Source organism: Pseudomonas flavescens, assembly GCF_013408425.1.
GTDB classification, from domain to species: Bacteria; Pseudomonadota; Gammaproteobacteria; order Pseudomonadales; family Pseudomonadaceae; genus Aquipseudomonas; species Aquipseudomonas fulva_A.
Window position 1 is genome coordinate 1,137,956 of record NZ_JACBYV010000001.1, and the last position, 14,850, is coordinate 1,152,805.

The 14,850-nt window shown below is 58.2% G+C and carries 11 protein-coding genes; 7 read left to right on the forward strand and 4 right to left on the reverse strand.

What is annotated here, in order from left to right:
- Positions 1-127 precede the first annotated feature (127 nt).
- The gene (locus FHR27_RS04945) at positions 128-2,404 is read left to right on the forward strand and encodes a TonB-dependent receptor (protein ID WP_231570244.1); all 2,277 of its coding nucleotides are present in this window, start codon (positions 128-130) and stop codon (positions 2,402-2,404) included.
- 530 nt (positions 2,405-2,934) lie between these two features.
- On the opposite strand, the gene lpdA is transcribed toward FHR27_RS04945, so the two are convergent.
- The gene (gene lpdA, locus FHR27_RS04950) at positions 2,935-4,368 is read right to left on the reverse strand and encodes a dihydrolipoyl dehydrogenase (RefSeq protein ID WP_042556642.1); all 1,434 of its coding nucleotides are present in this window, start codon (positions 4,366-4,368) and stop codon (positions 2,935-2,937) included.
- 222 nt (positions 4,369-4,590) lie between these two features.
- On the opposite strand from lpdA, the gene FHR27_RS04955 reads away from it, so the two are divergent.
- The 6 genes from FHR27_RS04955 (at position 4,591) to FHR27_RS04980 (ending at position 11,180) form a co-directional block, all read left to right on the forward strand.
- Positions 4,591-5,613: an isocyanide synthase family protein gene (locus tag FHR27_RS04955; protein ID WP_179537974.1), complete on the forward strand. Its 1,023-nt coding sequence runs from the start codon at positions 4,591-4,593 to the stop codon at positions 5,611-5,613.
- Positions 5,613-6,284: an HAD family hydrolase gene (locus tag FHR27_RS04960; protein WP_042556641.1), complete on the forward strand. Its 672-nt coding sequence runs from the start codon at positions 5,613-5,615 to the stop codon at positions 6,282-6,284. Before FHR27_RS04955 ends, FHR27_RS04960 begins: the two co-directional genes overlap by 1 nt.
- A 56-nt stretch (positions 6,285-6,340) precedes the next feature.
- Positions 6,341-7,546: a Bcr/CflA family efflux MFS transporter gene (locus tag FHR27_RS04965; RefSeq protein WP_042556640.1), complete on the forward strand. Its 1,206-nt coding sequence runs from the start codon at positions 6,341-6,343 to the stop codon at positions 7,544-7,546.
- Between the two features lie 5 nt (positions 7,547-7,551).
- Entirely contained in the window at positions 7,552-8,010 is a 459-nt protein-coding gene (locus FHR27_RS04970) for a protein tyrosine phosphatase family protein (protein WP_052493874.1), read from the forward strand.
- Entirely contained in the window at positions 8,010-9,773 is a 1,764-nt protein-coding gene (locus FHR27_RS04975; RefSeq protein WP_179537975.1) for an isocyanide synthase family protein, read from the forward strand. The genes FHR27_RS04970 and FHR27_RS04975 overlap by 1 nt, the downstream gene beginning before the upstream one ends.
- A 63-nt stretch (positions 9,774-9,836) precedes the next feature.
- Positions 9,837-11,180, forward strand: a complete 1,344-nt coding sequence (locus tag FHR27_RS04980) for a glycosyltransferase (protein WP_179537976.1) — start codon at positions 9,837-9,839, stop codon at positions 11,178-11,180.
- On the opposite strand, the gene FHR27_RS04985 is transcribed toward FHR27_RS04980, so the two are convergent.
- The 3 genes from FHR27_RS04985 to FHR27_RS04995 all read right to left on the reverse strand — a co-directional run bounded on the left by FHR27_RS04985 (position 11,149) and on the right by FHR27_RS04995 (position 14,787).
- Complete coding sequence (locus FHR27_RS04985; RefSeq protein ID WP_042556637.1) at positions 11,149-11,715, reverse strand: TetR/AcrR family transcriptional regulator; 567 nt, start codon at positions 11,713-11,715, stop codon at positions 11,149-11,151. The two genes, FHR27_RS04980 and FHR27_RS04985, sit on opposite strands and share 32 nt — an antisense overlap.
- A 138-nt stretch (positions 11,716-11,853) precedes the next feature.
- Complete coding sequence (locus FHR27_RS04990; protein ID WP_042556636.1) at positions 11,854-12,264, reverse strand: PA2817 family protein; 411 nt, start codon at positions 12,262-12,264, stop codon at positions 11,854-11,856.
- Between the two features lie 75 nt (positions 12,265-12,339).
- Positions 12,340-14,787: an acyl-CoA dehydrogenase gene (locus tag FHR27_RS04995; RefSeq protein WP_179537977.1), complete on the reverse strand. Its 2,448-nt coding sequence runs from the start codon at positions 14,785-14,787 to the stop codon at positions 12,340-12,342.
- Positions 14,788-14,850: the final 63 nt, after the last annotated feature.

Below are 14,850 nucleotides of genomic sequence, written 5' to 3' on the forward strand. Positions count from 1 at the left end.
ATTCGGAGCCGCTGATATTCAGGCATAGGTCATTTAATAATATTTATCATTTAGATTGAGGATTTAAAGTTCTGGTACGGAAACCTAATGAATGCACTTCAACACTTCGCATTGAAAGGAATCCAGCATGTCGGAACACGGTCGCCCCATTCACGCCAACCCTGTTTTTTTGCAGGCCACGTCTCGCACGTTCCCCTTTGCCTTGAACCGCACGTTACCTGCCGTACAGATGGCGCTCCTGTTAGGGTTGAGTGGCACGGCGATGGGGGTATGCGCCGCTCCTGAACCGGAGCGGTCCACGCAATCCCGGGCAGAGGCGGACAAAGGCCGCCTAGTCCTGTCGGAAACGACGATCGAGGGTAAAATGCTCGCCACCGACAACCTGCCACCGGCCTATGCCGGCGGGCAGATTGCCACGGGCAGCCGGGTCGGTCTGCTCGGCAACAAGGACTTCATGGAAACACCCTTCAGCGCCATCAGCTACACCGATGACTTCGTGCGCAACCACCAGGCCAAGGACATTGGTTCGGTGATCGGCGCAACGGACCCGTCGGTCAATGTCCCGTCCAAGCGGGCTATCATCGAAACCTTCTTTATTCGTGGTTTCAATACCACCGCCAACGACATCACCTACAACGGCCTGGCCGGTATGGCGCCGAATCTGCGCGGCGCGACCGAGCTGGCCGAACGGGTCGAAGTGCTCAAAGGCCCGTCTGCGCTGCTCAACGGCATGCCCCCCGATGGCAGCATCGCCGGCAGCATCAACCTGGTGCCCAAGCGCGCAGCCGATGAACCCCTCACACGCTTGACCACCAGTTACGAATCCAATGGCCTGTACGGTGCACACGCCGATGTGGGTCGTCGGTTCGGTGAAAACAACCAGTTCGGTATCCGCTACAACGGCGTGTATCGCGATGGCGACACCTCCGTCGATGATCAGAAACAGGAAATGCAGCTCAACGCACTGGGCCTGGACTGGCGCAGCGAGCGCGTGCGTTTGTCGTTGGATGCCTACAAGCAGCGTGAGCGTCTGGACGGCGCCAACTACTTCGGTATTTCTTCGATCGCATCCTCGGTCAACAAAGTACCCAGCCCGAAAAAAGGTGACTACAACCTGGCGCCAGACTGGGCGTACACCATCAACACCACTGAAACCCTGCTGATCAGGGGCGAGGCGGATTTGAACGACTCGCTCACGGCTTTCGCGGCCTATGGTCAGCGCGACGGTGGCCGTAATGCGCTGATGACACGTGGCTCGCTGATCAACAACGACGGAGACATCAACGTCCTGGCCTATCGTTCGGACGGGCAGGGCACACAGAAGTCCGGTGAAGCGGGCCTCAAGGGCGTATTTGACACTGGCCCCGTCGGTCACGCCTGGTCTCTCGCGGCCACTCAGTACAAATCGGAAATGCACTACAAAGACCTGCAGATCCCCAACTACGCAGTGACCAACTACGACAACCTCGACTTCGGTCCTACACCACCTCTGGGCAGATACGGTGCTATCACCTCGCGCACCGAAGCCAGGCTTAAAAGCTTTGCGTTTCTCGACACTCTGTCGTTCCTCGATGGGCGCGTGCAATGGACCCTGGGCTGGCGCGACCAGACCGTGGAAAGCGACAACCTGACAGCGGCTCGAGTCAAGACCTCAAGCTACAAAGATAGCCGCGTTTCACCGGCGACCGCGTTGCTGGTCAAGGTCACTGACGATGTGTCGGTGTATGCGAACTACATCGAAGGTCTGTCGCAGGGCGGCACGGCACCGACCACAGCGGTCAATTCGGGTGAAATCCTGAGCCCTTACCAGACCAAGCAGTATGAAGTCGGCGCCAAGATGGACCTGGGTACATTCGCCACTACCATGGCGGTATTCCAGATTGAAAAACCCAGTGCCTACACCGATCCGGCCACCAATATTTACGGCGTAAACGGCGAGCAACGTAACCGTGGCGTGGAGTGGAGCTTTTTCGGCGAAGCCCGGCCAGGGCTGCGTTTGATGGGCGGTGCTTCCTACACCAAAGCCGAACTCACCAAGGCGTTGGTCACGCGCAACGAGGGCAACCAAGTGACCGGCGTGCCTAGGGTCATCGCCAAGCTTGGCGCTGAGTATGACCTGGAGACTGTCTCGGGGCTGACTCTTACCGCCGGCACCAATTACATCGGCAGCCGCTACGTCACCGACGATCACCGCATGGAGCTGCCGTCGTACACCGTCTTCGACATCGGCGGGCGCTATACCACCAATGTCATGTCTAAACCGGTGACCTTGCGGGCCAACGTGGAAAATGTCGCGAACCGTGCCTACTGGATTGGTTCGTACAACGGTGGGGACGGCAGCGGCCTTTCCGGTGGCCTTGGTGCGCCACGTACCCTTCAGCTCTCGGCCTCGGTTGATTTCTAACCGCAGTTCCGCAAAAGGGGGAAGGTCTGCGGCGTTCTCCCTCACGCTCCTTTTGTCAGAGGCTCTGGCGTTATCGCTTCAAGCAGAGGATGAGCCGTCGAGAGCGCTGCGATTACATTGCCCCGATGGAGCGGCTGTTTCGCAGCCCGAAGACAGAGTGGATACCCACCACTGGGTAAATGAGTTTTTCGCGGGCCCGACGGAATATCGGTCGCATTTTGATGCAACGGTACCATTGCGAAAGTCCGCATTCCCAGTGGTACCTACTGCGTTGGCTGAGGAAAGACTTAACGCAGCGTCCGTGATTAGTTGACCACTACTTCGATTGCAGTTTTCGGTGAAAGGATCCCGCTCCGAAGCGGGATTGTCCGCTTGGAAGGTGTCCGCCTCGCAAGCTTCCTGGATGCACCTGCAGCTACATGCGGGTGCCCAGGAATCAGCACCGCAGGGTCCGACAGATGCTCCGGGTCAATGCTTCGAAGCAGGTGCCCGGTCTCCTGAGCAGGCCAAAGACGATTGACCCTTGTTGATCAGGACGGTGTTCGCGCCTTCCTGATCGTGGGGTTGAGCAAATCGGTAACCGTACCGCTGGCCAGTTCGGCGGCAAGCCCTACCGTTTCATGGAGCGTAGGGTGAGCGTGAATGGTCAGGGCCAGGTCTTCGATGTAGGCGCCCATTTCTATAGCCAGGCATATTTCGCCCAGTAGTTCTCCGGCTTTGGCGCCGACTATTGTAGCTCCCAGCACGGTTCCCTTTTGGGCGTGGTACAGCAGTTTCGTCTTGCCTTCCGTGCGTCCTTCCGTCAACGCTCTACCGCTGGCAGACCAGGGAAATACTGCGGTCTTGAACGGTATTCCCTGGGCAGCCGCCTGCTTCTCGGTCAATCCTGTCCAGGCCAGCTCAGGGTTGGTGTAGGCAATTGACGGGATGGTGAGCGGAGCGAAGGCTGAGTGCTTGCCGGCAGCCACCTCGGCAGCCACATGGCCTTCGTGGGAAGCTTTGTGTGCCAGCATAGGATTGCCATTGATATCTCCAATGGCAAGGATATGTGGCTTGCTGGTGCGCAGTTGATTGTCGACCTTGATGAATCCGCGCTCATCGAGAACTACGCCGGCGGCCTCTGTGTTCAAACGATCACTGTTCGGTCTGCGCCCAACCGCCACGAGCAGCGCGTCGAATCGCTCGGGTTGGCAGGCTCCATCAGTATTGGTGAACTCTATTTCGAGCGCTGTCGTGTTTGGCGCAACAGCGGTTATGCTGGTGTTGAGCCTGATCTCGAAGCGTTCGGCGTTGTAGCGTTGATAGACTTGAACCATGTCGCCATCAGCTGCCGGAATCAGTTGCTCCGAGGCCTCCACGATGGTGACTTGGCTGCCTAGAGCTCTGTAGACCGTAGCCATCTCCAGGCCGATGATACCCCCGCCGGCAATCAGCAGCCGTCCGGGAATCGAGCGTAGCGCCAGTGCCTCGGTAGAATCCCAGATGCGGGGATCGTCCGGTAGGAAGGGCAGCGAGGTGGCGCGTGAGCCCGCGGCGATGATGCAGTGCTCGAAGCTTATGATCGTATGCGTCGCGCCATCTTTCACGGCTACCTGATTGGCTCCCGTGAACTGCGCCGTGCCATGAATGACCTTAACATCCCGAGCTTTCGCGAGAGCGCTTATGCCTTGGCCAAGCGTGCCAATGCATTGATCTCGAAAACCGCGTAACTGCTCGAGATCGATTTGTGGTGCGTTGAAGTGCAGCCCCAGGTGTTGTGCGTTGGTGGTCTCGTTGAGCACATTGGCCGCGTGCAGTAATGCTTTGGAAGGGATGCACCCCACATTCAGGCACACGCCACCCAAATTGGTGTGGCGCTCCACCATCGTGACTTGCAGCCCCAGATCCGCAGCTCGGAAGGCTGCGCTATAACCGCCTGGGCCAGCGCCTATTACCAATACCTGAGTAGAGAAGTACGACGGCATGGTGATCTCCTTTTTGACTATCACCAGGTAGGTTTCAAGACCTTATCGCCTGACTCACGGTAAGGCAAGTAATCCTGTGGTTCTGTGCTTATTCCTAATTTTTCACTGCATAACCCGATTTTTTGCCGATAGGCCTATTGATCTTTAAACACTATTTTAGGAATCTATCTTCAGATAGGTAGATGCTTGATGGCGTCTAAGGTGTCATACAAGGGAATGAACATGACCGAACCAACGCTTCGCTATAATGCAAATGTCTTGGGCCTGCACCCGGCGCGTTCAACCTTGGATGGTGAGGGCACGGCACTAAAGATCTTGCATTGCCTGTTCAAACGCCGCTGTGTCATTGGTCGCCGATCGGCGAGTGTCACGGGGCGGAATGAATCTGAGTTACCGCCTGCGCATGTGTTGCGGCCACATCTTTCCGTGATTGCAGCGATGGTAGTGGCAGGCCGCACGATTGAAATGATCCTGCCTGCCTTTCCGGGGAAATCGCCCAACAGAAGAAAGACCCTTGGTCATTTGCCCGATCTTGCCGAACGTCATGCGATCGATGAGTTGGGACGCCTGTGCGCGGAGATCCGCGCTCTGCATGCGCCCGGTGCCAGAATTCATATCTGTTCGGACGGCTACGTGTTCTCCGATCTGGTGAAGATTCCGGATCACCATGTACAGGGCTACACCCAGGATTTGCAGCGCTATGCAGAGCAGACCCATCCAGGTCTTTTTGCCATGTTCGATCTCAAGGACGCCTATCCGCGATTGAGCTGTTTGGAGTCCATGCGTGAAGAGTTGATGATTGAGCACGGCACCTCGCTGATTCAACTCAAGGAGCGCTCCCTTAGTGAACCTCGCGCCATGGCCATGTATCGGGGCATTACCCGGTTTCTGGCTGAGGACTATTCCGGGCTCGTTGATTTCAGGGGTGTTTCCAATACCCAGATCCAGAAAGCGGCGAAGCTTGCCGCCCTTCGTGTGATTCAGCGCAGTGAGGCGTGGAGTGAGTTGCTCGAGGTGCGTTACCCAGGATTTGTACGCCTCTCCATTCATCCGCAATTCGAGGTCTCATCGAAAATCGGCATACAGCTGGTTGCAAGCAGCGATATCTGGCGCACGCCGTGGCATTCGGTGGCCGTAAAACGTCACGGCGAGATATCTCTGGACAAGCGCAGCAATATCGATGAAAGCAGCAATCACCTGGTCTTCCATAACGGTCGCCCGTGTCATTACGTGAGTCAGTGCTGATGACCCGGCCTGTCAAAGCAGATGGTTTCCAAGCCTTGTTGCTGGACCTCGATGGAACCCTGATCGACACGCTTCCCGACATTAGCCAGGCACTGGGCCGCCTATTGAACGATCGTGGCCTGGAGCTATTGGACGATACGCAACTGAGGCGGTTGGTCGGTGGGGGGACACGAGCGATGTTGCAGGCCGTCTGCGCCAATGCGCAATTGCCTTGGGATGAACAGTGGCACGAGCAATACCTCCGTTTGTATGAGCAGTGTCTTTTAAATCGCTCCCGGCCTTTCGATGGTGTGCTTGCCCTGCTCGAACATTGCCGTGACAGGGCTCTACCCATGGCCGTGGTCACCAACAAGAGCCAGGCTATGGCGTCTCGATTATTGGATGCGCTGCTGCCAACTATTCCATTCGTCACGACAGTTGGCGCCAGCGCTTCAAGGCCCCTCAAGCCAAACCCCCAGGGGGCGTTTTTCGCTGCAGCGGAGATTGGGGCAAGTCCAGAGTGCTGCCTGTTGCTGGGAGATACCCAGAGTGACGTACTCACAGCGCGAGCTGCAGGCATGCGCGCCGGCGCCGCGTTGTGGGGTTACGGGAGTAGGCAGTCGCTGATGGCGTTGAGCCCCCATGCTGTCTTCGAAGAGCCCGGCCAGTTGGCAAGTTTTCTGTTCGACTGACTGCCTGCGCTTTAACGGGCGCCTTGTGCTGGAAAACCTCAGGAAGAGATCTGGTTATGAATGAGAGAAAGCAGCGAGGATTCATCTTCTTCGCCATTCTGCTGGCCATGGTCAATCTGTTGGCCTCCGATATATATGTGTCGGCGTTTCCTGTTCTCGAGCGAGATTTCGCCACTGACTCCACTTGGGTCGGTTGGTCATTGAGTCTGTTCTTTATTGGCTCAGTGCTGACATTGCCAATCTATGGCGCGATGTCCGACCGTTTTGGTCGCAAGCCCGTCTTGCTGGTGGGCTTGGTCGTGTTCGCGGTCGGTAGCTTCACTTGCTTGATGGCCGCTTCTGTCGAGTGGTTCCTGACAGGTCGCTTTATTCAGGCGGCGGGTGTTTGTGCTGCTTATGTGTTGTGGCAGCCAATGGTTGTCGATATCTACCCGCCAGCCCAGGTGCAGAGGGTTTTCGCGATCGTCATGCCGTTTCTGGGGATTTCCCCCGCATTGGGGCCACTGCTTGGCGGCCTGCTTACCGAGCAATGGGGATGGCGCTCAATCTTCATTTTCCTGCTGGCTATCAATGCGCTGTTGATTGCCTGGACGGTGCTAGGGTTTCGCGAGTCCCTTGTCGCTATGCCAGACAGCCAGCGTCGCGAGTCACTGTTGCAAGGCTACGCGGTGGTGCTGGGGCAGTGGCGGATGACTGGTATTTTTCTGGCGCTCGGGCTTTGCATCGGGATGTACATGGCGTATCTGACGCTTTGTCCTTTCCTGTTCGCAGGCTTAGGGTACAGCCCTGTGCAAATCGGTCTGACCTTCATTCCCATCGCAGGGGCATTCGGCGGTGGCGGGGCGCTCGCCAAGGTTCTATGCCGTAAATACAGCGAACTGCATGTCACTCGTCTGGGCGTGCTGGGCGCGATGCTGGGCAGCCTTGTCCTGACGATCAGCCTCTGGGTGACATCGCTGAGTTCGGCGTTGCAGGTCATCGTGCCGTTCATGCTGGTAACGATGTCCATCGGTGTTGCGATCCCTACGGGAACCTCCGTGGTTATGCGCGCCGCGGATCATCGTGCAGGCACCTGCTCTAGTGCCATGAACGTGATCAGCTCGCTATTGGCCTTCGCTGTCACGCTGGTGTCTGCCTTGCTGCTGTCACGCCTTGGCCCCCTCACCCTGGCTGGAGTAGTCGTGGGCAGCGCCACCCTGGCCTTGTTGTGTGTGACAAGTGTTGGCCGTGGCACCACGCCCCTCTGCACCGCACAAGGATGAGCAACGTGGTCCATGACATCAAGAGTCTGCGGATCATCAGTGAGTCGGTCTGGACTGCCGGGCAGCCCAGCAAGACGGAGCTTGTGGCACTTCATGAGCTCGGCTTTGCCCTGGTGATGAACATAGCGCCTATTGATCCTCGCTACTCGTTACCTAACGAGCAGGAACTGGTGCAGAGCTTAGGGATGCGTTATGTGCATCAGCCGGTCAGCTTCCAAAACCCCACGATCGCCGACTTTGAGCTTTTCGCCGCCACGCTGGATGAGCTGAGGAGTGAGCGGATGCTCATTCACTGCGCCGCCAACTATCGGGTCAGTGTGTTCTACGGTGTGTACGCCATGAGCGCACTGGGGTGGTCCGCGCAGCAATGCCAGGCGTTGATCGGTGACGTATGGAATATCGAAGAGTTTCCCGTGTGGGATGCATTGGCTCGAAAACTCATGGCACTGCAGGAGCAAGCCTGATGAATGAAAATCGCAAGAACTGGATTGGAGCGGCCATCGAGATCATCGAGCCGTTCTTGTTGCGTGCTACCGGTGACCGCTTTGAAGAGCGGGGGCGCAACGCACTGGCCAAGCAGCTTGCAGTGTGCTTCGACCAGCAGCGGCCACTGCGTCTATTGTTCCCCGGATTTCCCTGCAAGTCGCCCAATAGCCGTGACAAGAGCCTGGGAGTATTGCCCGACTATGGTGAGGTCATGGCCATCCAGCGGCTAGACCAGTTAGGCAGCGCCCTGGCGGATCATCATGCGCCAGGCTGCATAGTGACCATCGTCAGTGACGGCACAACCTTCAACGATATCGTCGGTGTCGATGACGAATGCCGCGAGAAGTACAACGACGCCCTACGCGACTTGTGTCACACCCATACCATCGTTTGGGCGAGTCTGGCCGACTGTTTGCCAGCGACTGATTCACCGGCGCAGCAGCGGCGTGAGCTGCTGCGCCACGCCCAATTACCCTATGCATCTATCGACAGGCTGATGGCTCTGGGCAAGCAGGATCATGAGCTGGCGGCAAGTCACGATAAGCTATGCAGCTACCTGTACAACGATCTGCGGCTGGGCAAACAGGCCGATCAGTCAGAAGACCAGTATCTGGAGGATATTTCCACTAAGGCCTGGCAAATGATGCAGCGCGGGCACGCACTGAATGCTGTCCTCAAGCGCGCGTTCCCTGATGACATTCGTCTTTCAGTCCACCAATACGATAACGCGGGCCCTAAATATACCGTTTCTCTGCAGACTGGCCTGCAACGACCTGTCAGTCCTTGGCATATGGTCCCGGTGTGCGGTCTGGATGGCCCCCAGGCACTGCGATGCCGCAATCAGGTCGATGCGCAAAAACATGTGTTGGTGACTTATCAAGGTCGGCCCTGGCTGTATCACCAGGTGGATGATCCGCGGGCTCTGGAATTCGAGTACGAACTCCAGAAGCTGCCGCTGTTCGGGTTGGCGGTACGAGACCCGCTTGGAAAAGGCTTCGATACGTTGTCTAGCGTTCTTCTCGCCTCGCTGACCGAAACTTTCGGTTTTGTGTGCCTGAGTGGCTACGCGTTTACCGATCAAGAAGCCTTCACTCGCCGCTGTGAAGGATTCGGAAAAATCTACCAGTGGAAATTTGGCGCCGTGCATGTGGTCAAGCCCGAAGATGAGCCGGAAGGGTTCGTGCATTCGCTGGAGAAAACGCCTTTGCATTGGGATTTGAGCATGTTGCCCTTGACCCATGAGGACGTAGTTGGAAATGAAAAATTCAGCGCCAGCAAGTTCATGCTCTATTGCAAGACACCACCATGTGGGGGGGAGGGCCAAACTACGATCGTCGACGGCCGTAATGTATTGGCTAAGGCCGGGCTGGCAAAGGTGCGCGAGTGGGCTAGAACCCGCGTCACCTACTTTACGAAAATGACTTACTTTGGAGGCAATCCGCGCAGCTACCCACTGGTCGATACGCACCCCTTCGATGGCCGGCTGATCTTTAGATATCAGGAGGGCAGCGATTCGGCACTGCAAACCTTCGACTTAAACATTGATGATATGTCGACGGCAGAGCAACGCAGCATCCTCGGCGAAGTGAACAGCCTGGCTTATGACCCCGATTGCATTATCGAGCACCAGTGGGCGCAGGATGATCTGGTACTTATCGATAATTGGCTAATGCTCCATGGCCGTCTGCCGATGACCGAGCGTTCGCGGTCGCGTGAACTGTGGCGCATCCAAATCTATTGATCGTCGAACCGGCGAGGTCCGCGTAACCAGCGCTTCAACTCTCGCAGGCTTCGAGGAATTGATATGCCAGCAAAAAAAATACTCATTTTCGCTGAGGCCGTCACGCTCGCGCATTTGGTTCGCCCCTACCAGTTGGCCAAGGTACTCGTGCAATCTGGCTACCGGGTGCACTTTGCCAGTGCCGATCGATTCCAGTTCGTATTCGACCAGCCGGATATCGAGCATCACTGGATTGAGTCGGTAGCGCATGGGCGCTTTCTAGAACGTGTAGAAACCGGCCGCTGCCTTTACTCGGCCCAAGAGCTTATCGACTATGTGGGTGAAGAGGTCGAGTTGATCAGGCGGCTGTCGCCCGACCTGGTCATGGGCGACTTCAGGCACTCGTTATCGATAAGCACGCGTCTGGCTCGCGCCCTGTATATCAACCTGATCAATGCCTATTGGAGCCCTTGGCAGCATCAAATGGTGCTGCCCGTTCCACAGCTGCGACAGGTTGCGCTACATCGCATTCCCGGTATGAAACACGTAATGCCACTGATGAGCAGAATCATATTCCATGTTCAAGGCAGGGCCTTGAATCAAGCCCGTGAGCACTTCGGCCTCCCGCCGTTTTCACATTGCTTGCATGGTTGGACTTTCGGCGACCATACGGCCTACTACGACGTGCCTGCGCATTTCGATTTGCCAGCGCTACCTGCCAACCATCATTTCATCGGTCACGTGCCGTGGCAGCCGACCGCGGTGCCTCCTTCGGATCAATTGCTTGATGGGCTGGCCGACCCCTTTGTGTATGTGGCACTCGGGTCATCGGCGGGGGCGGGAGTGCTTGGGGCGGTGGTCGAGCGCTTGATGCGCTTGGGGCTCGAATTAGTCGTCAGCGGTGTTGCCAAACAGGATCGACCGGCTAGCTGGGATCATAGAGTCAGGTCTGCGCCTTTGGTCGCTGGTGAAGTGATCGCCAGACGCGCCAGCCTGGTCATTACCAATGGCGGCAGTCCTTCGTCTTATCAGGCTCTGGCCGCGGGCACGCCTGTATTGGGAGTTGCGGTGAACATGGACCAGTTGTTGGCCATGAGCAACCTGCAGCGCCTGGGAGGTGGATATCTGTTGCGTCCCGGCGAAATCGCCTCCGGCCGTTTCGATAGCCGGGTGCAGTCATTGCTCAATGGCGAATGCCAGCACAGCGTGCGAGTCCTGGCCGAGCAACTAGGGTCTATGGACTACCGCCAGCAACTGCCGCAGTTAGTGCAGCGTGTCATCGATTTCGATGATGCATCCGCCAGCAGAGAGTCGACGGATGCTTCGAAACGTGCAGAGCAAGCCCGCCTCAGCGCCGCATCATGGACGTTGCCGCCCATTTTGCGCAGCAGTCTAATCAATGCACCAATGCGCGAAGACGTACACTGACGCCTTCGGCGACGTGGTCGAAATATGCCATATCGTCCAGGGCGCGTGCGCCAATCATCGCGCCATTGAGCGATGCAAGTATCTGTGCAGCTATCTTCCCTTGTTCGTCACGGCTGAGTGATGAGGCCATGTTGAGGATGATTTTTCCGATCCAATCCAGGTTCAGCCTATAAAAGTTCTTCAGGGAACTGACAACGCTGTCAGGGAGTATCTCGATATCCGCGCCCAACATCATGCACAGTGTCATGGTTCGATGGCTGGTAATTTCTTCGCGGTACATGTTCATGTAGCGCTCCGCACGTTGCAGCGGCGTACCGGGCTGGCTGTCAAGGTTGTTCAGAGCCAGCTCGAAGCGGGCCAGATAGCGCTTCATGACCGCTTCCACCAGGTCTTTCTTTGCGGGGAAGTGATAATGAATACTGGCGCTCTTGATGCCGATGATCTCGGCAATTTCTCTGAACGCGAACCCTTGATAGCCTCGTGAACGGATCAGGCGCTCCGCAATGTCGAGAATTCGTTCGGCAGTATTGTTCATGTCTTCATTGGCTCCAGACCCACAGTTTCATATCTGACTCGAGTTCAATGCGAGTTTATGGCCGGGCGATGCCCATCATGCGATCCGGATTGGCTTTCTGAGGCCGCCAGCATGGGTTGAGTGCTGGCGATTTTTTTGTCAGTGGCGGCTGGTTGGCGCCGGCATCGCCAGCAGCTGCTTTTCCTGATTCCAGTCGAACGGTTCGTCGTTTTCTTCGGCGTAGAAACGACGCTCGTCGAGTTGCTGATACAGCTCGATCTCTTCGTCGGGCATGAAGTGCAGGCAGTCGCCGCCGAAGAACCACAGCAGGTCACGGGGCACCAGGTGGGCGATCTGCGGGTAGCGCTGGAAGATCTGGCTGATCAGGTCCTGACCCAGGTACTGGCTGCGTTCGAAATCCACTGGCAGCTCCGCCAGCAGTTCGTCATAGCGCTCGAGGAAGTTGGCATGGCTGTCATCGAGAATCTGCTCGGCTTCGCCCAGGGCGACCAGAATGGTGCGCAGGTGGTTGAGCAGGGCGATGTGGTGATCGAGATGGGTGTTGGCCATGTCCGGTGATCCTGAAAGTAAAACGGGCGCCGGAGTATAAAGTCCACGGCGCCCGCTGTCGTGCCTGCAGTATGCCTACCTGACTTTACCCTCGCTCGGCAGCAGCTCTTCCTTGCTGAAGTCATCGACATCGATCACCACACGACGGGCGAGCTCGGCCCGTTGCAACTGCTGGCCTTCCTCGGCAGTGAGTACGTCGGCAGCGACTGCCGTTTCGATCTCGTTCTGCCCCGGCGTTTCCCGAACCTGCCCGGCCTTGACGGCCTTGTGCAGCTTCTTCTGCAGCGGTTGGGTTTCCTGCAGCAGATTGAAGGCGTGTTGCAGGGCGCCAACCGGATCGTCCGTGGCGCTTGGGCGGAAGCAGCCTTCGAGCAGCTCTTCGAGTGCCGGATCGCCAGCATTGCGGCCGATGATCGCTGCGACCTGAGCGTCGAGGTGATCGTCTGGGCCCTGGTGACGACGGCCGAAGGGAAAGACCAGCACGCGCAGGGCGCTTCCCAGCAAGCGATTGGGGAAGTTGCTGAGCAGGGCGTCGATGGCGTCCTCGGCCTTGCCCAGGCTCTCCTCGAGCGCCCAGTGCAGCAGCGGGCGGACATGCTCCGGGTAGTCCTGATCGTGATAACGCTTCAGTGCCGCGGAGGCCAGATACAGATGGCTGAGTACGTCACCCAGGCGTGCCGACAGGCGCTCGCGACGCTTCAACTCGCCGCCCAGCAGCATCATGCTGAGGTCGGCGAGCATGGCGAAGGCTGCGCTCAGGCGGTTCAGGGCGCGGAAGTAAGGGCGGCTGATGCGGTCGCCCGGCACCTTGCCGAGCATGCCCAGGCTGAGGCTGAGAATCAGCGTGCTGGCGGCATTGCTGACGGCGAAGCCGATGTGTTGCATCAGCAACTCGTCGAACTCCACCAGCGCCTGGTCGCGGTCTTCGCGATTGGCCAGGGCCATTTCCTTGAGTACGTAAGGATGGCAGCGGATCGCCCCCTGGCCGAAGATCATCAGGTTGCGCGAGAGGATGTTGGCGCCCTCGACCGTGATGAAGATCGGCGCCCCTTGCCAGGAGCGGCCCAGGTAGTTGCTCGGGCCCATGATGATGCCCTTGCCGCCGTGCACGTCCATGGCATGGGTGATGCACTCGCGGCCACGCTCGGTCAGGTGGTACTTGAGGATGGCTGAAAGTACCGACGGCTTCTCGCCCAGGTCCACCGCATTGGCGGTGAGGATGCGTGCACTGTCCATCAGCCAGGCGTTGCCGCCGATGCGTGCCAGGGCCTCCTGAATGCCTTCGAAGGCCGACAGCGGCACGTTGAACTGCTCGCGTACCTGGCTGTACTGGCCGGTGACCAGGCTGGTGTACTTGGCGGCGCCGGTACCGACGGCGGGCAGGGAGATGGAGCGACCTACCGACAGGCAGTTCATCAGCATCATCCAGCCCTTGCCGAGGTAGTCCGGCCCGCCGATGAGGTATTCCAACGGCACGAATACATCCTTGCCGGAATTGGGGCCGTTCATGAAGGCAGCGCCCAATGGCAGGTGGCGGCGGCCGATTTCCACGCCAGGGGTATCGGTGGGAATCAGTGCCAGGCTGATGCCCAGTTCCTCCTTGTCGCCGAGCAGATGATCCGGGTCATAGGCCTTGAAGGCCACGCCAAGCAGTGTCGCAACCGGGCCGAGGGTGATGTAGCGCTTTTCCCAGTTCAAGCGCAGGCCGACGACTTCCTCGCCGTTCCACTGGCCTTTGCAGATCACACCGCTATCGGGCATGGCGCCGGCGTCGGAGCCAGCCAGTGGGCCGGTCAGGGCGAAGCAGGGGATATCGTCGCCACGCGCCAGGCGCGGCAGGTAATGGTTGCGCTGCTCTTCGGTGCCGTAATGCAGCAGCAGTTCGGCCGGGCCGAGGGAGTTGGGTACCATCACCGTGGAGGCGAGGTCACCGCTACGGGTGGCCAGCTTCATCGCCACCTGGGAGTGGGCGTAGGCGGAAAAACCCTTGCCGCCGTATTCCTTGGGAATGATCAGGGCGAAGAAGCCATGTTGCTTGATGTGCGCCCAGGCTTCTGGCGGCAGATCCATGCGCTGGCCGATTTCCCATTCGCTGACCATCGCGCACAATTCTTCGGTCGGGCCGTCGATGAAGGCCTGCTCCTCTGCGGTCAGCCTGGCTTTCGGGTAGGCCAGCAGCTTGTCCCAGTCGGGGCGGCCGCTGAACAGCTCGCCGTCCCACCATACGGTGCCTGCTTCGATGGCGTCCTTTTCGGTGGCCGACATCGGCGGCAGCACCTTCTGGAACCAGGCGAACAGCGGCGCGGTGAAATGCTTGCGGCGCAGCTCCGGTAGCGCCAGGGGGATGGCGACAGCCAGCCAGAGCAGCCAGAAGATCACCAGCAGCCAGCCAGGCGCATGGCTGTAGGCGCCCATCACGAGCAGGTAGGCAGCAACGATTGCCAGGGCGGGTAGGGGCGCCGTGCGGCGGTGGGCCAGATAGGCCGTACCGATGACCAGAACGAGCAACCAGACAGCGAGCATGCAGAATCCTCCATGATGGCGATGGCAGAACGACTACCGACGCCATAATCGTAGTCGGCAAGC